This window comes from Kineococcus indalonis (assembly GCF_009906395.1).
Classification (GTDB): Bacteria; Actinomycetota; Actinomycetes; order Actinomycetales; family Kineococcaceae; genus Kineococcus; species Kineococcus indalonis.
In genome coordinates this window covers 1-18712 of the sequence record NZ_JAAALM010000022.1, presented here as the reverse complement: position 1 = coordinate 18712, position 18712 = coordinate 1, and the positions used below count along the sequence as shown (strand labels likewise).

The following is an 18712-nucleotide window of genomic DNA, read 5'->3' as shown; positions in this document are numbered from 1 at the left end:
GCACCAGCACCGTGGACCTGCTGGACCCGGGCCGCTACGTGGGCGTGGCGCACCTGGTCCTCACCGGCCTGGTGTGGCGGCGCGGGCCGGGCGACAGCGAGCGGTTCGTGGCCGCCGTCGCCGAGGCCGGGGCCAGCGCCCTGGCCGTCGGGGAGGGCCTGCTGGGCGAGGTGCCCGAGGACGTCGTCACCGCCGCGCGCCGGCACGGGCTGCCGCTGTTCGCGGTGCCCGCCGACCTGCCCTTCCACGAGGTCAGCGCCCGCACCACCGCCCGCACCACCGCCCGCGGCGCCGCGCCCGGGCAGCAGGTCGTGCACCCGCACACGCACCCCCACCGTCTGAAGAAGGGCCAGCGCCCGTGGACCTGAATACGATCGAGGCCATCATCGCGGTCCGGGACCGCGCCGCGCTGGCCGCCGCCCACCCCGGCGCGCCGGGCACCGCGGTGCTGGCCGGGGGCACGTGGCTGTTCTCCTGCGAGCAGCCGCACCTGCGCACCCTGGTGGACCTGACGGCGCTGGGCTGGGAGCCGTGGAGCGCCACGGCGGCCGGGCTCCGCCTGGCGGCCACGTGCCCGGTGGCGGAGGTGGGCGCGCTGCCGGCGCGGCCGGGCTGGGCGGCGCACCCGCTGCTGCGGCAGTGCGTGCGCGCGCTGCTGGCCCCGCCCACGGTGCGCTCGGCGGCCACCGTGGGCGGCAACGTGTGCCTGGCGCTGCCGGCGGGGGCGCTGACCTCGCTGGCGGTGGCGCTGGACGGCACCGCCGAGCTGTGGGGCGCGGACGGCTCCACGCGGCACCTGCCGGTGGCCGACCTCGTCCTCGGCGACCGGCGCACGGCGCTGCGCCCGGGGGAGGTGCTGCGCGCGGTGGACCTGCCCGAGCGGGCCCTGCGCGCGCGCACCGCGTTCCGGCGCACCTCGCTGCACCGGCTGGGCCGCTCGGCGTCGCTGGTGACCGGCCGCCTGGACGAGGACGGGGCGTTCACGCTGGCGGTCACCGCCGCCGTGGCCCGCCCGGTGGTGCTGCGCTGGTCGGTGCCGCCCGCCCCCGCGAGCGCCGCCGCGCAGCTGCGGGCCGCGGTCGCCGCGGGACCGGGCTGGTTCGACGACGTGCACGGCGCCCCGGACTGGCGCCGGGCGGTGACGCTGCGCTCGGTCGCGCAGGTCGTGCAGGAGCTGGGAGGGGCGTCGTGAAGCTGACCGTCGACGGGGTGGGCGCCGAGGTGGACCCGCGCCCGGGGCAGTGCCTGCGCACCCTGCTGCGCGAGAACGCCTGCACGTCGGTGAAGAAGGGCTGCGACACCGGCGACTGCGGCGCCTGCACCGTGCTGGTGGACGGCTCACCGGTGCACTCGTGCCTGTACCCGGCGCTGCGCGCGGCGGGCCGGGAGGTCACCACCGCCGCGGGGCTGGCCCCGGCGGGCGCGCTGCACCCGGTGGCGCAGCGGTTCGTGGACGCGGCCGGTTTCCAGTGCGGCTTCTGCACCCCCGGGATGGTCGTCACCGCCGCCGCCCTGGACGAGGAGCAGCGCGCCGACCTCGACGAGCACCTGAAGGGCAACCTGTGCCGGTGCACCGGCTACCGCTCGGTGCGCGAGGCGGTGGCCGGCGGTGAGCTGGAACCCCTGGCCCGCAGCGGGGGCGTGGGCAGCGCCGTGGCCGCGCCGGCCGCGCACCGCGTCGTCACCGGCACCGAGCCGTACACCCTCGACCTGGCCGAGGGGGACGTGCCGGCGGGGCTGCTGCACGCGGCGGTGCTGCGCAGCCCGCACGCGCACGCGCGGATCACCGCGATCGACACCGCCGCCGCCGAGGCCCTCGACGGGGTGCACCTGGTGCTGACCCACCGGGACGCGCCCGCCGTGCTGTTCTCCACCGGCCGGCACCAGGACCGCCTGGACGACCCCGACGACACCCTCGTGCTGGACCCGGTGCTGCGCCACCACGGCCAGCGCGTGGCGGTGGCGGTGGCGGAGTCGGTGGCGCTGGCGGAGGAGGCGCTGCGCCGCGTCGTCGTGGAGTACGAGGTGCTGCCCGCCGTGCTGGACCCGCGGCGGGCGACGGAACCCGGGGCGCCGCTGCTGCACGCGGACAAGGACGGCGCCGCCTGCCGCATCGCGGACCCGGGCCGCAACGTCGTCGCCGAGCTGCACAGCGAGGTCGGCGACGTGGCGGCGGCGCTGGCCGGCGCGCACGCGGTGGTGGAGGGCACCTGGCGCACCGCGCGCGTGTCGCACGTGGCGCTGGAGACGCACGGCGCGGTCGGCTGGCTGGACGGCGAGGGCCGGCTGGTGGTGCGCAGCAGCACCCAGGTGCCGTTCCTGGTGCGCGACGAGCTGGCCCGCGTCCTGGGCCTGCGCCGCGAGCGGGTGCGCGTGCTCGCCGCCCGCGTCGGCGGCGGCTTCGGCGGCAAGCAGGAGATGCTCACCGAGGACCTGGTGGGCCTGGCGGTGCTGCGCACCGGCCGCCCCGTGCAGTACGAGACGACGCGCCGGGAGGTGCTCACGGCGCTGCCCGTGCGGCACCCCGTGGAGGTGCGGGTGCGCCTGGGCGCCGACGCCGACGGCACCCTGACGGCGCTGGCGGTGGACCTGCTCTCCGACGCCGGCGCGTACGGCAACCACTCCCCGGGGGTGATGTTCCACTCCGTGCACGAGTCGGTGGCCACCTACCGGTGCGCGAACAAGAAGGTCGACGCGCGCGCGGTCTACACGAACTCCACGCCCTCGGGGGCGTTCCGCGGGTACGGGCTGGGGCAGGTGGTGTTCGCGCTGGAGTCGGCCCTGGACGAGCTGGCGCGCGAGCTGGGCCTGGACCCGTTCGCGCTGCGCCGCAGGAACGTCGTCGTGCCCGGCGACCGGTTCGTCGCCACCTCCGACCCGGCGCTCACCGGCGAGGACGACGGGCTGCGCTTCGGCAGCTACGGCCTGGACCAGTGCCTGGACCTGGTGGAGCGGGAGCTGCCGCTGGGCGGCGAGCCGGCCCCGGAGGGCCCGGAGTGGCGCACCGGGTCCGGCATCGCCCTGTCGATGATCGCCACCGTGCCGCCGCGCGGGCACTTCGCCGAGGCCTCCGCGCGCCTGCTGCCCGACGGCACGTGGGAGGTGTGCGTGGGCACCGCGGAGTTCGGCAACGGCACCACCACCGTGCACACCCAGATCGCCGTGCAGGCGCTGGGCACCACCGCGCAGCGGGTGCGGCTGCGGCAGGCCGACACCGACGTCACCGGCCACGACACCGGCGCGTTCGGCTCCGCCGGTTCCGTCGTCGCGGGCAGGGCGGTGCTGACGGCGTGCGGGCGCCTGGCCGCGCGGGTGCGCGAGCTGGGTGCGCAGCTGCTGGGCGCCGAGGCGCTCACCGCGGTCCTGGAACCGGGCGGGGTGCGCTGCGGGGAGCGCTTCGCGGCGCTGGCGGACGTGCACTCCCACGCGCTGCGCACCACCGGCGCGGAGCCGCGCGCGGACGGCACCGACGACGCCGCGCTGCGCTCGGTGGCGTTCAACGTGCAGGGCTTCCGCGTGGCCGTGCACACCGGCACCGGGGAGGTGCGGCTGCTGCGCTCGGTGCACGCCGTCGACGCCGGCACCGTGCTGAACCCGGTGCAGCTGCGCGGGCAGGTGGAGGGCGGGGTCGCCCAGGCGGTCGGCTCGGCGCTGTTCGAGGAGGTGCGCCGCCACCCCGACGGCAGCCCGCTGACGGTCTCGCTGCGCGAGTACCACGCCCCGCGGGCCGCGGACCTGTGCACCACGCAGGTGCTGTTCGCCGACACCTGCGACGAGGTCGGCCCGCTGGGGGCGAAGTCGATGAGCGAGGCGCCGTACAACCCGGTGGCCCCGGCGCTGGCGAACGCGGTGTTCGACGCCGTCGGGGTGCGGCTGCGGGAGCTGCCGATGCGCGCGGACCGGGTGTGGCGGGCGCTGCGGGGGCGGCGCGCGCCTCAGGGGGTGGCCGGCAGCGCCCGCTTGTGAGCGGTGGTGGCGTGGTAGCGCACGAGCCGCTCGCGCACGTCGTCCTCGACGGGCAGGCCCTCCAGGAAGTCGTCGATCTGCTCGTACGTCAGGCCCAGGGCGTCCTCGTCGGCGCGCCCGGGGCGGGAGGTCTCCAGGTCCGCCGTGGGCGTCTTGGTGACGATGTGCGCGGGCAGCCCGAGCAGCTCGCCCAGGGCGCGCACCCGGCGCTTGGTCAGCCCGGACAGCGGGTTGGCGTCCACGCCGCCGTCGCCGTACTTGGTGAAGAACCCGGTGATCGCCTCGGCGGCGTGGTCGGTGCCGACGACCAGGCCGCGGCGGGCGCCGGCGACGGCGTACTGCACGACCATGCGCTCGCGGGCCTTGACGTTGCCGTGCACGAAGTCGCGCTGGGCGTCGTCGGTGAACGTCAGGCCCGCGGCGACGACGGCGTCCAGGGCCGCGTCGCTGGCCGGGCGCACGTCGACGGTGAGCACCTCGTCGGCCTGCACCGCCTCCAGCACGTCCCGGGCGTCGGCGTCGTCGAACTGCCGGCCGTAGGGCAGGCGCACGGCCGTGAAGCGGGTGCCGGGCACCTGCTGCACGGCGCGCCGGCACAGCATCCCGGTCACGGCGGAGTCCACGCCGCCGCTGATGCCCAGCACGAGCTCGCGCGCGCCGGAGGTGCGCAGCAGGTCCGCGAGGAAGGCGGTGCGGCGCTCGGCCTCCTCCCGCGCGTCGAAGCCGGCGCTGACGCCGAGCTCGGCGGCGATGGCGCGCTGCTCTCCGCTGACCCGGCCCGCCCGGCCGCCGGTCGTGGTGTCCGCCACCGCGCTCCTCCTCCCCGGCGCCCGCGCGCCGCTGCGCCGGCACCGTGCGCGGCGCGCTGCGGGCCAGCCTCCCCCGGGGCGGTGCCGCCCGCCAACCGCGCCGCGCCGGGGCGCGCTCAGGGCGCGGCGGGTCAGGGGGTGCCGGGCAGCAGGGCCAGCGCCGCCAGGCGGGCGGCCTCGAAGGCGTCGTCGACGACGCCGACGCCGTGGGAGACCACGGCGCCCTCGTGCAGCAGGAGCAGCGCGCGGGCCAGCTGCTCGGGGCGGGGGGCGCCGGAGCGCTCGGCGATGCCGCGGAACAGCTCCAGCGTCCAGCGCTTCTGCCCGGCGACCACCTCGCGGGCCGGGTGCTCGCCGGCGCCGAGCTCGGCGTGGGCGTTGAGCATGGCGCAGCCGTTGAAGCCCTCGGCCCGCGCCCACTCGCGCGCGGCGGTGAAGAGGGCGTCGAGCTGCTCGGCGGCGCTCGGGCCGGCGGCGTCGAGGCGTTCGGCGACCAGGTGCCGCCAGCGGCGGTCGCGGGCGGCGAGGTACTCGGTGACCAGCCGCTCCTTGCTGCCGAAGCGGTCGTAGAGGGTCTTCTTGGTGACGCCGGCGCGCTCGGCGACGGCCTCCACGCCCACGGCGTGCAGGCCGTGGGCGTAGAAGAGCTCCGAGGCGGCGGCCAGCACGGCGCGGGCCCCCGGCGTCCAGTCGATGGCGGTGGCGTCCACGAGCGTGACTATACCGATCGGGTTACTGTGGGGGCATGGGTATACCGATCGGTTTACTGCGGCGGCGCGGCGCGGTGCTCTCCGCCGCCCTGTCGGTGCTCTTCGTCGTGTGCTGGTCCTCCGGCTTCGTGGGCGCCAAGCTCGGCGCGCAGGAGGCCGACGTGCGCACCGTGCTCGTGTGGCGCCTGGTGCCGCTGGCCCTGGTGCTCGCCCCGCTCGCCGCGCTCGGGCGGTGGCGCGAGGCCCGCCGCGAACCCCCCGCGCCCCCGGCCGCCCGCCGCGAGCGGCGCCGGGAGCTGCTGCGCCAGGTCGCCGTCGGCGCGCTGTCGCAGTCCGGCTACCTGGTCACCGTGTACTGGGCGATCGGGCTGGGCGTCAGCACCGGCACCACCGCCCTCGTCGACGGCGTGCAGCCGCTGGTGGTGGCCGTGCTGGCCGGCCCGCTGCTGGGCGTGGCGGTCGCCGGCCGGCAGCGGGTGGGCCTCGTCCTCGGGCTGGCCGGCGTGCTCGTGGTCACCTGGGCCGACGCCACCTCCCCGCGCAGCACGGCCCCGCCGTGGGCGTACGCCGTCCCCGTCGCGGGCATGCTGTGCCTGGTCGCGGCGACCTTCCTGCAGCGCCGGGCCCGCTCGCGGCCCCGGCCGCTGCGCGACCTGGCGGTGCACTGCACCACCTCCGCCGTCCTCTTCACCGCCCTGGCCGTGCTCGGCGGCGCGGCCACCGTGCCCGAGCAGCCGCGGTTCTGGATCGCCACCGCCTGGCTGGTGCTCTTCCCCACCTTCGGCGGCTACGGGCTGTACTGGCTGCTGGTGGAGCGCGTCGGGGTCGTCACCGTCAACGGCCTGATGTTCTGCGTCCCGCCGGTCACCACCGCGTGGGGGGCAGCGCTGTTCGGCGAACCCGTCACCCCGATGACCGTGGCGGGCCTGGCCCTGGCCCTGCTGGCCACCCGCCTGGTCGCCGCGCGCGGGCGCGACGACGGGCTCGGGCCCCCAGCGCGCCCGGGACGCGCCGGGCACGGGCGCCGGTGCGGCCCGGGCCTCAGCGCTTGAGGAAGGAGCGCTCGCCGTGCACGGCCAGCTCGGCCAGGACGGCGTCGGGGTCGCCCCCCTCGATGGTCTCCAGCAGGTGGCGGTGGCGCGCGACGTGGGTGGGCAGGTCCTCGTACTCGTGCTCGCGCGTGTAGAGGTTGCGGGCCATGCAGAGCATCACCTGCTGCTGCACGGCGGCGTAGCTGTCGTCGAGGCGGCGGTGGCCGGCCAGCGCCACGATCGAGGCGTGGAAGTCGTAGGCGCTGCGCACCAGGGCGCCGCGGTCCTCGGCGGCGGCGCACTCCTCCATGCGGCGCAGCGCCTGCCGGCACACCTCCAGGCGCTCGGGGGCGCGCACGGGCACGCCCAGCTCCACGGCCAGGCGCTCCAGGGCCGAGCGCAGGGTGAGGATCTCGTAGACGTCCTGGTCCGTCAGGGTCGCCACGACCGAGCCGCGGCGCGGGCGGGTCTCGATGAGCCCCTCCTGCTGCAGCAGCCGCAGCGCCTCGCGCAGCGGGGGGCGGCTGATGCCCAGCTCCTCGGTGAGGCGCTCCTCCAGGAGCCGGTCGCCGGGGGCGAGCTGGCCGGAGAGGATCATGCCGCGCACCGCGTCGGCGGCGAGGTGCACGAGGCTGGGCGCCTCGATGCGGGCGCGGCCCCGGGCCGCTCGCGGGGGCGCCCCGGCCGGGAGCGGGGCCAGGGGGGTGCGGGCTGCGGTCATCGCGGGTCTCCTCGACGTCACTGTCCGGGCAGACGGTCGGTCCGGGGACCAGGATCCCCCTCCTCGAACCCCTTGCGCTGCTCGTCCTGTCGGTTGTAGACAATAGGCGAAGGCGCGACGGAGGGCCACAACGACCCGTGGTCCCCGCCGCCTCCTCCCGAGAGCGCTCTCACCGACGAGAGGACCACCATGTCGCTGACCGACCCCGGCACCCGCGCCCCCGAGCGCGCCGACGCGGACGACCTCAACAGCCTCTACCGGCACCTGCGGGTGTGCGACGTCGCCGACGCCCTGGACGGCATCGGCTACTTCAACCTCACCCTGGTCGACCGCGAGGTCCGGCCGCTGTGGTCGGGCATGAGGTTCTGGGGGCAGGCCGCCACCCTGCGCGCCGTGCCCTCGAACAAGCCGATGTGGAGGCTGGACTCCACCCAGGACATCGTCGAGGCCCACCGGATCTGGTTCGAGAAGCACCCCGCCGCCCGCCTGCCCGACGACCTGCCGCCCGGGCACGTCGTCGTCATGGAGTCCGGCGGCGGCCCCGAGGTGGGTTTCTGGGGTTCGGAGAACTCCCTGGCCGCGGTCGGGCGCGGCGCGGTCGGCATCGTCACCGACGGGTACTGCCGCGACACCGCCGAGGTCGTCCAGCAGCGCACCCCCGTGGTCAGCCGCTACCGCGGGCGCACCATCATCCCCGGGCGCATCGAGGTCGTCGAGGCGCAGGGCACCATCGCCTGCGGCGGGGTGCAGGTGCGCCCCGGCGACGTCGTCGGCTGCGACGACGACGGCGTCGTGGTCGTGCCCGCCGAGGTCGCGCACGAGGTGGCCGTGCACGCCCGCGCCATCCTGCTCGCCGACATGAACGCCCGCCGCCGGCACTACGCCGCCCAGGGCAAGGCGATGGACTCCACCGTCGACGTCGAGGCCGTCCTGGCCTACTACGAGGGCGTCTGACCCCACCCGCGGACCGGACCGGGAACCCCCGCCGGGGAACCCCCGCGGGGGTTCCCCCGCCGGTACCCGCTCCCGCACACCTCTCCGGGAGGAGAAATGGCAGCGTCGCCAGGAACCACGACCGTCGGCTTCGCCGGTCTGGGAAACATCGGCCGTCCCATGGCCTCGGCCCTGCTCAGGGCCGGCTGGTCCCTCACCGTCTTCGACCGCGACCCCGCCAGGGCGCGCGGGCTGGACGGGGCACGGGTCGTGCAGGAGGCGGCCGGGCTCGCCGGCTGCGAGGTCCTGCTGCTGGCCGTGCCCGACGACGAGGCGGTCGAGTCGCTGCTCGACGGCCCCGGCGGGTGGTTCGCCGCCGGCGGCCCCGGGCGCACCGCGGTCGTGCACAGCACCGTGATGCCGCGCACCGCCGCCCGGCTCGCCGACGTCGCGGCCGAGCACGGCGCCGGGCTGCTCGACGCCCCGGTCAGCGGCGGCGCCGACCGCGCCGAGGAGGGCGACCTGACCATCATGGCCGGCGGCGACGCCGACGTGCTGGAACGGGTGCGCCCCCTGCTGCAGGACGAGGGCAGCCAGGTCCTGCACGTCGGGCCCGCCGGGGCGGGGGCGGCCACCAAGCTCGCCAACCAGCTGATGATGCTCTCCGCGCTGGCCGGCGTGCACGAGGCCCTGGACCTGGCCGCCGCGCACGGGGTGGAGGCGGGGACGGTGTTCGAGGCCGTGGCCTCCAGCACGGGGGACTCCTGGGTCGCCCGGAACTGGGGGTTCTTCGACCGCACCGTCGCCGCCTACGACGCCGCCGGCACCGCGCGCTCGGAACGACCCTGGAGCAAGGACCTGTTCGAGGTGGTCGCCGCCGCCCGGGCGTGCGACCTGCGGGTGCCCGTGGCGGGGCTTCTCGCCCAGGTGCTCGCCGACCGCGTCGAGGCGCACGCCGCGCAGGTCGCGGCCGGCGGGGGCGGGCGGTGAGCAGCGTGCGGGGCGGTGCCCCGCGCACCGGGGCGGCGGCGCAGCACCGCGCCGCCGGCCGCGACCCGCGCGGCGGGTCCGTCGGGACGGGCGCCGGCGCGCAGCGGGACCCGGGCGTGCCGCGGATGAGCCGGCGCGCGCGCGAGGCGCTGGCGGCGTACGGGTTCCTGCTGCCGTGGCTGGTCGGCCTTGTCGGCCTCACCCTCGGCCCGATGCTGTACTCGCTGTACCTGTCCTTCACCCGCTACGACCTGCTCACGCCGCCGGAGTGGTCGGGGCTGGACAACTACCGCGCCATGCTGGAGGACCCGCGGCTGGCGAAGTCGGTGGAGGTGACCGTCGTCTACGTCGCCGTCGCCGTGCCGGCCATCCTCGTCGTCTCCCTGGCCGTGGCCCTGGTCCTCAGCCGGGCGATGCGGTTCCTGCCGTTCTACCGGGCCGCGTTCTACCTGCCCTCCCTGGTGGGCGCCAGCGTCGCGGTCTCGCTGCTGTGGCGGCACCTGTTCGCCGGCGACGGCGTCGTCAACGCCCTGCTGCGGGCCGTGGGCGTGCAGGGCCGGACGTGGATCGGTGACCCCGACACCGCCCTGTACACCCTGGTGCTGCTGAGCGTGTGGACGTTCGGCTCACCGATGATCATCTTCCTCGCCGGGCTGAAGCAGGTGCCCCGCGACCTGTACGAGGCGGCCGAGGTGGACGGCGCCGGACCGGTGCGCCGCTTCGTCAGCGTGACGCTGCCGCTGCTGTCCCCGCTCATCTTCTTCAACGTCCTGCTCACCACCGTCAACGCGTTCCAGGCGTTCACGCCCGCGTACGTCGTCAGCGGCGGCACCGGCGGCCCGGCCGACTCCACGCTCTTCTACACGCTGTACCTGTACCAGCGCGGCTTCACCCAGCTGGACATGGGCTACGCCTCGGCGATGGCGTGGGCGCTGCTGGTCGTCCTGGGCGCGTTCACCGCCGCCATGTTCGCCACCGCACGCTTCTGGGTCCACTACGGAGACGAGAGATGAGCACGCAAGCCCCCGCCCGGCAGCCCGCGGTGCTGCGTCCCGTGTTCCCCCGGCGCCCCTCGCGCAACGCCCTGGTGCGCGCCGCCGCCCGCCACGCGCTGCTGCTGGCCGTCCTGTTCGTCATCCTCTACCCGCTGCTGTGGATGGTGGGCGCCTCGTTCCGCCCGGAGAACCAGGCGTTCGGGACGCTGGGTCTGTGGCCCAGCGGGTTCACCCTGGACAACTACCGCGAGGGGTGGAGCTACGGCACCCTGAACTTCTCGCGGTACTTCCTGAACTCCCTGGTCATCGCCGTCCTGTGCATCGTCGGCAACGTCGTCTCGTGCTCGCTGGCGGCGTACGCCTTCGCCCGGCTGGAGTTCCCCTTCAAGCGGGCCCTGTTCGCGCTCGTCCTGGCCACGCTGCTGCTGCCCTACCAGGTGACGATCGTGCCGCAGTACGTGCTGTTCAACGAGCTGGCGTGGATCAACACGATCATGCCGCTGACGGTCCCGAAGTTCCTCGCCACCGACGCGTTCTTCGTCTTCCTCATGGTGCAGTTCATCCGCACCCTGCCCCGGGAGCTGGACGAGGCCGCCCGGCTGGACGGCTGCGGGCACCTGGGCATCTTCCGCCGGGTCATCCTGCCGCTGTCGCTGCCGGCCATCGGCACCACGGCGATGTTCACGTTCATCCGCACCTGGGACGACTTCCTCGGCCCGCTGCTGTACCTGAACGACCCCGAGCGCTGGACCGTCACGCTCGGCCTCAACGGCTTCCTGGACAACACCGGTGTGTCCTCCTTCGGCCCCCTGTTCGCGATGGCGACCGTCGCCATCGCCCCCATCGTGGGGTTCTTCCTGGTCTCCCAGCGCCTGCTCATCGAGGGCGTCGCCACCAGCGGGCTGAAGTAGCCGTCCCGACCGTCCACCCCGCCGGCCCCACCCGCCGGCACCCCGCGGTACTCAGGAGGGAACGAAGATGTTCACCAGCCACCGCCCGACCCGGCGCGCGACCGGCGTCGCCGCCGGACTGCTCGCCCTCGCCCTGGCCGGCTGCACCGGCGGCACCTCGGTCGGCGGCGAACCCGCCGAGGGCGCCACCGGCGCCGACGCCGGCCAGGGCGAGGTCACCGGCGACATCCGCCTGTCCTTCTGGGGCTCGGGCCTGCGCGTCGAGAAGACCAACGGCGTCTCGGACCTGTTCGTCAAGGCCAACCCCGGCGTCACCGTCACCCCGAACTTCGGCGACTTCAGCGCCTACTTCCAGAAGCTCAACATCGAGGCCACCAGCGGCAACCTGCCCTGCGTCGTCCAGCTCCAGGGCCGCCAGCTCAACGACTACGCCGGCAAGGGGCTGCTGACGGACCTGCAGCCGATGGTCGACTCCGGCGCCATCGACGTCTCCAACATCCCCGCCGAGGTCCTCGACACCGGCCGCGGCACCGACGGCAAGCTGTACGAGGTCCCCTACGGCGCCGCCTACGACTCGATCATGGTCAACACCACCCTGGCCGAGCAGGCCGGGGTGGGCGTGCCCGCCGAGGGCTACACCTGGGACGACTTCGTCGACTACGTCCAGCGCGCCGACGCGGCCCTGCCCGAGGGCGTGGCCGCGCTGAACCTCGGCGGTGGGCTGCCCAACTACTTCATCGAGTACGTCCGCGCCCACGGCGAGGAGCTGTTCGACGGCAGCGAGGTCGCCTTCACCCAGGACCGCCTCGTGGAGTTCTGGACGATGTGGGAGCAGCTGCGCCAGGCCGGGGTCACCACCACCGCCCAGGACAAGTCCGCCGAGGCCACCCAGGTCGAGCAGAGCTACGTGGCCACCGGCCGGGCGGTGGTGGACAACAAGCCCGGCAACCAGCTCGGGCAGGCCCGCGGCGCCCTGGCCGGCGCCGCCCCCGGCCAGGAGCTCACCACCATCCAGCTGCCCAGCGGCCCGGACGGCTCCTCCGGCACGGTGCTGTTCACCTCCGGCTGGTCCATCCCGCGCACCTGCGACAACGTGCCCACCGCGGCGGCGTTCATCGACTTCTGGGTCAACGACCACGAGGCCAACGCCCTGTTCGCCTCCAACAACGGCGCGAACACCAACACCGTCGAGCTGGACTCCCAGCTGCAGGACCCGGCCCTGGACCCCTCCACCCGGCACGCCCTGGAGCTGTACCAGCAGATCGTCGAGGACGAGCCGCCGACCGTGCTGTACCCGGCGGGCTACCAGGCGAACTTCGAGACGGCGTTCACCCGCGCCTACGAGGACATCAGCCTCAACGGCGCGGACGTGCGGGCCACGGCCGAGACCTTCATCGCCAACCTGAACTCGGCGCTGGCCGCCGCCCAGTGACCGACCGGTGACCGCCCGCCGGCGCGGGCCGCGGGGGCGGGGCGCCAGCGCCCCGCCCGCGCCACCGCCGCCGGCGGGCGCCCCGAACGAGAGGTGAAGACCATGGACACCGACCACGGCGGTGCGCCCGAGGGCGCGCTCACCGGGATGCGGGTGCTGGACCTCACGCAGGTGATGGCCGGTCCCTTCTGCACGATGGTGCTGGCCGACCTCGGCGCCGACGTCGTCAAGGTCGAGAACCCCGACGCCGGCGACCAGACCCGCCGCTCCTGGGGGCGCTCCGGGCGCGGGGAGGACAGCCGCGCCTTCCTGGCCCTGAACCGCAACAAGCGCAGCGTCGCCCTGGACCTGAAGTCCCCCGAGGGGCTGGCGGAGTTCCACCGCCTCGTCGCCACCGCCGACGTCGTCGTGGAGAACTGGCGCCCCGGCGTCGCCGCCCGCCTGGGCGTGGACTACGACACCCTGGCGGTCATCCGCCCCTCGCTGGTCTACGCCAGCATCTCCGGGTTCGGGCAGACCGGCCCCTACGCCGACCGCCCCGGCTACGACCTCATCGCCCAGGCGATGACCGGGGTCATGAGCATCACCGGGGAGCCGGGGGGCCGGCCCGTCAAGAGCGGCATCCCGGTCGCCGACCTCGGCTCGGGGCTGTTCTGCGCCGTCGGCATCCTCGCCGCCTGGGCCAGCAGCCGCCGCACCGGCCGCGGCCAGCGGGTGGAGACCTCGCTGTTCGAGTCCGCGCTGGCGCTGGCGGTGTGGGAGTCCACCGAGTTCTGGGAGACCGGGCGCGTGCCGGCCAAGCTCGGCTCCGCCAACCGCATGTCCGCGCCCTACCAGGCGCTGGCCACCCGCGACGGCCACGTCACCGTCGGCGCCAACAACGACCGCCTCTGGCGCCGGCTGTGCGCGGCGCTGGAGCTGCCCGAGCTGCCCGCCGACCCGCGCTTCGCCACCAACCCGCAGCGGATGCGCCACCGCGAGGAGCTCGTGCAGCTCCTGGAGCAGCGCCTGGCCCAGCGCGGCACCGCCGAGTGGGTCGAGCTGCTGCTCGCCGCCGGCGTGCCCGCCGGGCCCATCCAGGACTACCGGCAGGTGCTGGAGGAGGACCCGCACGTGAAGGCGCGCGGCCTGGTCCAGCACCTGCACCACCCCGTGGAGGGCACCGTGCCGGTGCTGGCCTCGCCGCTGCGCCTGAGCGGGACCCCGACGAGCATCCGCCGCCCCCCGCCGCTGCTGGGCCAGCACACCGACGAGGTGCTGCAGCGGGCGGTCGTGGAACCGTGAGCGTGGCACCGTGAGCGTGGACGCGCCCGGCCGGGTCCTCGTGCGCCGCGAGGGTCCCGCGGTGCACGCCGAGCTGAGCAACCCGCGCCGGCGCAACGCCCTGAGCTGGGCGATGTACGACGAGCTGCTCGCGGTGTGCGAGGCGGTGGACGCCGACCCCGGCACCCGCCTGCTCGTGCTGCGCGGGGCGCCCGGCGCGTTCGCCGCCGGCACCGACGTCTCGCAGTTCCCCGGCTTCACCGGCGCCGACGGCGTGGCCTACGAGCGGCGCGTGGGCGCGGTGCTGGACCGGCTGCTGGCGCTGCGGGTGCCGCTGCTGGGCGTCGTGGACGGCCCGGCCGTCGGGGCCGGGCTGGCGCTGGCCGCGGTGTGCGACGTGCTGCTGGCCACCCCGGCGGCCGCGTTCGGCGCGCCGATCGCCCGCACCCTGGGCAACTGCCTGCCCGCCCCCGTCGTGGCGCGCCTGCAGCGGCGCCTGGGGGTGGGCCGCACCATGGCGATGCTGCTGACCGCGCGGCTGCTGCCCGCCGAGCAGGCCGCCCAGGCCGGTTTCGTGCACGCGGTCCTGGCGCCGCAGGACCTCGAGGACGGCGTGGCCGACGCGGTGCGCCGCCTGTGCGCCGGGGCGCCGCTGACGCTGGCGGCGCTGAAGGAGCTGGACCGGCGCGTGGCCGCCGACGGCGCCGGCGCCGAGGACGAGGACCTGCTGCGGCGCTGCTACGGCAGCGCCGACTTCCGCGAGGGCGTCAGCGCCTTCCTGGAGCACCGCAGCCCCCGCTGGGAGGGGCGTTGACGCCGCGGGCCGGTCGCGACCGGCCCCGGCAGGACGGAGGAGCACGCGTGAGCGGCGTCGTGGACGCGCACCAGCACTACTGGCGCTCGGGGGAGGCCGACCAGTCCGCGTGGCGGACCGCGGCGCACGCCTCGATCGAGCGCGACTTCACCCCCGCCGACCTCGCCCCGGACCTGGCGCGCAGCGGCGTGGACGCCACCGTGCTCGTGCAGTCGGTGGACGAGGCGGCGGAGAACGACCGGCTGGCGGCCTTCGCCGCCGAGGCCGGCACCGTCGCCGGGGTCGTGGGCTGGCTGCCCCTGGCCGACCCGGCCGCCGCGCGCGCCGAGCGCGAGCGCGCCGGCACCGACCTGTGGTGCGGGGTGCGCACCCTGGTGGGCCGCGACCCGCTGGAGTGGCTGCAGCGCCCCGACGTGGTGGCCCTCTTCCGCGACCTGGCCGCCGACGGGCTCGCCTGGGACGTGGTGCCCACCACCCCCGAGCAGGTCGCGGCCGTGGTGCGGCTGGCGCGCGCGGTGCCCGGGCTGCGGGTGGTCGTGGACCACCTGGCCCGCCCGCCGCTGGACAGCGGCGGCTGGGAGCCGTGGGCCGCTCAGGTCGCCGAGCTGGCCCGCGAGCCCGGCGTGGCGCTGAAGGTGTCGGTGGGCGTGGACGCCCTCACCGCCTGGTCGTCCTGGCGCCCGGAGGTGCTGCGCCCGTACGTCGCGCACGTCCTGGAGCACTTCGGCCCCGGCCGCCTGATGCTCGCCAGCAACTGGCCCGTCGTGCTGCTGCGCGCCGGGCACGGGCGCGCCTGGGGCGACCTGCGCGGGGCCGTCGCGCACGCCGGGGCCGGCCCGCGCGAGCTGCAGGACGTCCTCGGCGGCACCGCCGCCCGCTGGTACGCCCTGCCGGCCGCCGTCCCGGCGGGCACGGCGTGAGCGGCGCGGGCGGCGTGGGCGGGCCGCTGCTGCTGGCGCTGGGTGAGCGGGTGCCGCGGGTGGACCCGCTGGCGTGGGTCGCCCCCGGCGCCGTGCTCGCCGGCGACGTGCACCTCGGCGCCGGCGCCAGCGTCTGGTACGGCTGCGTGCTGCGCGCCGACGGCGCGCGCGTGGAGGTCGGCGACGGCAGCAACGTGCAGGACGGCTGCGTCGTGCACGCCGACGAGCACGGCCCGGTCCTGCTGGGCGAGGACGTCACCGTGGGCCACCGCGCCGTCCTGCACGGCTGCGCCGTCGAGGACGGCTGCCTGGTGGGGATGGGCGCCGTGGTGCTCACCGGCGCGCGGCTGGGGCGCGGCTCGCTGGTCGCCGCCGGCGCCGTCGTGCGCGAGGGCTCCCTGGTGCCGCCGGGGTCCCTGGTGGCGGGGGTGCCCGCGCAGGTGCGCCGCCTCCTCCTGCGTCAGCGGCACGCGCTGGGGGAGGTCGTCGCCCGCACCGGCACCAGCGCGCTCGTCGTCACCGACCCGCACCTGGCCGCCGGCCCCGCGCTGGGCGAGCTGGTCGCCCTGCTGCGCTCGCGCGGGCTGGGCGTGAGCGTCTTCGACGAGGCGGCCCCCGAGCTGCCGGTGGAGCAGGTGCCGCGCGCCGTGGAGGCCGCCCGCCGCGGCGGCGCCGACGTCGTCGTCGGCCTGGGCGGCGGCAGCTGCCTGGACCTGGCGAAGGTCGTGGCGCTGGCGCTGGCGCACCCCGGTCCCGTGCAGGGCTTCTACGGCGAGAACCTGGTGCCCGGGCCGACCGCCCCGGTGGTGGCGGTGCCCACCACCGCCGGCACCGGCTCGGAGGTCACGCCCGTGGCGGTGGTCACCGACCCCGAGCGCGCCACCAAGGTGGGCATCTCCAGCCCCCACCTGGTCCCCGCGGCCGCCGTGTGCGACGCCGAGCTGACGCTGACCTGCCCGCCGGCGGTCACCGCCGCCGCCGGCGCCGACGCGCTCAGCCACGCCGTCGAGGCGTTCACGGCCGTGCGCCGGCCGCTGACGCCGGGGCTGTCGCACGAGCGCGTCTTCGTCGGCAAGGGCGCGATCACCGACGTGTTCGCGCTGCTGGCGGTGCGCTCGGTGGCCGCGCACCTGCGCCGGGCGTGCGAGGTCCCCGACGACCTCACCGCCCGCTCGGGCATGGTGCTGGCCGCCCTGGCCGGCGGCCTGGCCTTCGGCACCGCCGGCACCGCCGCCGCCCACGCCCTGCAGTACCCGGTGGGAGCGCTGACGAGGACCTCGCACGGCCTCGGCGTGGGCGCCCTGCTGCCGTACGTCATGGCGTTCAACGCCGCCGCGCGCGGCCCGGAGCTGGCCGAGCTGGCCGGGGCCCTGGGTGTCGGCGGCGCGCCGGACCCGGCCCGCGCGGCGGTGCGCGCCGTGGCCGAGCTGCTGGCGTCCGTGGGGATCCCGCGCGACCTGGCCGCCCTCGGCCTGGACGCCGCGCTGCTGCCGCGGGTGGCGGCCGGGGCGCTGAGCGCCCGGCGACTGGTGGAGAACAACCCCCGGCCGCTGGACGAGGCCTCGGCCCTGGCGCTGCTGCGCGCCGCCCACGCCGGCGACCTGGAGGCCGCCGCGGCGGCGGGCGCACCCGCCGGCAGCACCACCGGAACCACCACCACGACCAGCGCCGTGCCCGCACGGCGCTCGAACGGGGCCGGCCCGACGGGGGCCGCGCCCGAGACCGAGATGGGGAGAGCATGAGCAACGAGGTCGCCAAGCTGTTCGAGGGCCTGCGCGTGGCGGACGTGCGCGACGGGCTGGACTGGATCGGGATGCCGAACAAGGGCAGCGTCGACCGTTCCATCATGCCCATCGCCGAGGGCATGAGGTTCTGCGGACCGGCGTTCACGGTGCGCTCGCGCGTCACGCAGAAGCAGGTCCCGGCGATCACCGGCGACGAGTACACCGAGTGGGCCCGCAGGTACTGGTACGCGGAGGTGCAGATCCAGCCGTGGGACGCGGAGCTGAGCCCGGGCGACATCGTGGTGCTGGAGTCCCCCGACGCCGGCTGCGGGGAGATCGGCTCGTACAACTCCCTCGACATGCACGTCAAGGGCGCCGCGGGGATCGTCACCTCCGGCGGGGCGCGCGACCACGACGAGTGCGTCGCCCAGGGCGTGCCCATCTTCGCCGCCCACCGCAACCAGGCCATGACCCAGGGCCGGGTGGAGTACGAGACGTACGGCATCCCCGTCACCGTCGGCGGTGTGCAGATCAAGCCCGGCGACATCGTCGTCGGCGACGGCGACGGCGTGATCGCGGTGCCGCTGGAGTTCGCCGAGGAGGTGGCGAAGTGGGCGCGGCAGGAGAACGAGAACGACAAGAAGGGCCGCCGCGCCCTGTACGAGAAGGCCGGCCTGCCGCTGGACGACAGCGTCCGGTGACGACGACCGCCGGCGCGCCGGGGCGCCCCGGACGGACCCGCGTGGTCCGCGAGGGCGCCCTGGTGCGTCTCGTCCTGGACAACCCCGCCGCCCGCAACGCGCTGACCGCCGGGATGTACGAGCAGCTGCGCGCGGCGTGCGCGCAGCTCGCCGACGACCCCGGCGTGCGGCTGGTGGTGCTGCGCGGGCAGGGCGGCGCGTTCGCCGCCGGCACCGACGTCGCCGACCTCCTGGACGTGCGCACCGGCGAGGACGGCGTGCGCTACGAGGAGGGCATCACCCGCGTGCTGGACGCCGTGCGCGCGCTGCCGGTGCCCGTCGTCGGCCTCGTCGACGGCCCGGCGGTGGGCGGGGGCCTGGCGCTGCTGGCGTGCTGCGACCTCGTCTACGCCACGCCGCAGGCGCGGTTCGGCGCGCCCGTGGCGCGCACGCTGGGCAACTGCGTCTCCCCGGGCACCACCGCCCGGCTGCGCGCGGCGCTGGGCCGCGCGCTGACGGCGGAGCTGCTGCTGACCGGGCGGCTGGCCGACGCCGAGGAGGCGCGGGCGGCGGGGTTCGTGCGCGCCGTGGTGCCCGCCGAGGGGTTCGACGGGCTCGTCGCCGACCTGCTGCGGCGGGTCTCGCGGTGCGCCCCGCTGTCCGTGGCCGCCGCCAAGGAGTTCGGCCGCCGCCTCGACGAGCGCGGCGCGGCCGCCGAGCACGACGACGTCTACGCCCGCGTCTACGGCAGCGAGGACTTCCGCGAGGGCGTGCGCGCGTTCCTCGACCACCGCCCCCCGCGGTGGCAGGGTC

Annotated in this window: 17 protein-coding genes and 1 pseudogene; 15 read left to right on the top strand and 3 right to left on the bottom strand. The window is 76.4% G+C overall.

Features of this window, described 5'->3' with window-relative positions; all coding sequences use genetic code 11:
• The 3 genes from GTR00_RS02610 to GTR00_RS02600 form a co-directional block, all read left to right on the top strand.
• On the top strand, nt 1–368 hold a 368-nt coding region (locus tag GTR00_RS02610), incomplete at its 5' end, for a PucR family transcriptional regulator ligand-binding domain-containing protein (protein ID WP_205704899.1).
• A complete protein-coding gene (locus tag GTR00_RS02605; RefSeq protein WP_166610091.1) occupies nt 359–1192 on the top strand; it encodes an FAD binding domain-containing protein in 834 nt (277 codons plus the stop codon). The genes GTR00_RS02610 and GTR00_RS02605, both read left to right, overlap by 10 nt.
• The gene (locus tag GTR00_RS02600; RefSeq protein WP_166610090.1) at nt 1189–3966 is read left to right on the top strand and encodes a molybdopterin-dependent oxidoreductase; all 2778 of its coding nucleotides are present in this window, start codon (nt 1189–1191) and stop codon (nt 3964–3966) included. Before GTR00_RS02605 ends, GTR00_RS02600 begins: the two co-directional genes overlap by 4 nt.
• Here GTR00_RS02600 and nadE read toward each other — a convergent pair.
• Complete coding sequence (gene nadE, locus GTR00_RS02595) at nt 3936–4775, bottom strand: ammonia-dependent NAD(+) synthetase (RefSeq protein WP_166610089.1); 840 nt, start codon at nt 4773–4775, stop codon at nt 3936–3938. The two genes, GTR00_RS02600 and nadE, sit on opposite strands and share 31 nt — an antisense overlap.
• Before the next feature lie 131 nt (nt 4776–4906).
• Entirely contained in the window at nt 4907–5485 is a 579-nt protein-coding gene (locus GTR00_RS02590) for a TetR/AcrR family transcriptional regulator (protein ID WP_323132157.1), read from the bottom strand.
• A 35-nt stretch (nt 5486–5520) separates the two neighbouring features.
• On the opposite strand from GTR00_RS02590, the gene GTR00_RS02585 reads away from it, so the two are divergent.
• On the top strand, nt 5521–6537 hold the full coding sequence (locus GTR00_RS02585; RefSeq protein ID WP_166610088.1) for a DMT family transporter: 1017 nt from the start codon (nt 5521–5523) through the stop codon (nt 6535–6537).
• Here GTR00_RS02585 and GTR00_RS02580 read toward each other — a convergent pair.
• Nucleotides 6527–7237, bottom strand: a complete 711-nt coding sequence (locus GTR00_RS02580) for a GntR family transcriptional regulator (RefSeq protein ID WP_166610087.1) — start codon at nt 7235–7237, stop codon at nt 6527–6529. The genes GTR00_RS02585 and GTR00_RS02580 overlap by 11 nt on opposite strands.
• Before the next feature lie 189 nt (nt 7238–7426).
• On the opposite strand from GTR00_RS02580, the gene GTR00_RS02575 reads away from it, so the two are divergent.
• From GTR00_RS02575 to GTR00_RS02525, 11 genes and pseudogenes are all read left to right on the top strand, one after another.
• Nucleotides 7427–8191, top strand: a complete 765-nt coding sequence (locus tag GTR00_RS02575; protein ID WP_166610086.1) for an RraA family protein — start codon at nt 7427–7429, stop codon at nt 8189–8191.
• A 96-nt stretch (nt 8192–8287) separates the two neighbouring features.
• Nucleotides 8288–9160, top strand: coding sequence for an NAD(P)-dependent oxidoreductase (locus GTR00_RS02570; RefSeq protein WP_166610085.1), 873 nt, complete (start codon nt 8288–8290; stop codon nt 9158–9160).
• Between the two features lie 125 nt (nt 9161–9285).
• The gene (locus GTR00_RS02565) at nt 9286–10173 is read left to right on the top strand and encodes a carbohydrate ABC transporter permease (RefSeq protein WP_166610096.1); all 888 of its coding nucleotides are present in this window, start codon (nt 9286–9288) and stop codon (nt 10171–10173) included.
• Complete coding sequence (locus GTR00_RS02560; RefSeq protein WP_166610084.1) at nt 10170–11066, top strand: carbohydrate ABC transporter permease; 897 nt, start codon at nt 10170–10172, stop codon at nt 11064–11066. Before GTR00_RS02565 ends, GTR00_RS02560 begins: the two co-directional genes overlap by 4 nt.
• Before the next feature lie 67 nt (nt 11067–11133).
• A complete protein-coding gene (locus GTR00_RS02555) occupies nt 11134–12498 on the top strand; it encodes an ABC transporter substrate-binding protein (RefSeq protein ID WP_166610083.1) in 1365 nt (454 codons plus the stop codon).
• 102 nt (nt 12499–12600) lie between these two features.
• Nucleotides 12601–13782, top strand: a complete 1182-nt coding sequence (locus GTR00_RS02550; RefSeq protein ID WP_205704896.1) for a CaiB/BaiF CoA transferase family protein — start codon at nt 12601–12603, stop codon at nt 13780–13782.
• A gap of 10 nt (nt 13783–13792) precedes the next feature.
• Nucleotides 13793–14575, top strand: coding sequence for an enoyl-CoA hydratase (locus GTR00_RS02545; RefSeq protein ID WP_205704895.1), 783 nt, complete (start codon nt 13793–13795; stop codon nt 14573–14575).
• A 47-nt stretch (nt 14576–14622) separates the two neighbouring features.
• Nucleotides 14623–15495 carry an amidohydrolase family protein gene (locus tag GTR00_RS02540; protein WP_166610082.1) on the top strand — a complete coding sequence of 291 codons (873 nt, stop codon included), beginning with the start codon at nt 14623–14625 and terminating at the stop codon, nt 15493–15495.
• A 416-nt stretch (nt 15496–15911) separates the two neighbouring features.
• Nucleotides 15912–17111, top strand: a pseudogene (locus tag GTR00_RS02535) (iron-containing alcohol dehydrogenase); the annotation flags it as partial.
• Between the two features lie 122 nt (nt 17112–17233).
• Nucleotides 17234–17920 carry an RraA family protein gene (locus GTR00_RS02530; protein ID WP_166610081.1) on the top strand — a complete coding sequence of 229 codons (687 nt, stop codon included), beginning with the start codon at nt 17234–17236 and terminating at the stop codon, nt 17918–17920.
• Nucleotides 17917–18712 (top strand): enoyl-CoA hydratase (locus GTR00_RS02525; RefSeq protein WP_205704893.1); only part of this gene is annotated, 796 nt, incomplete at its 3' end. The genes GTR00_RS02530 and GTR00_RS02525, both read left to right, overlap by 4 nt.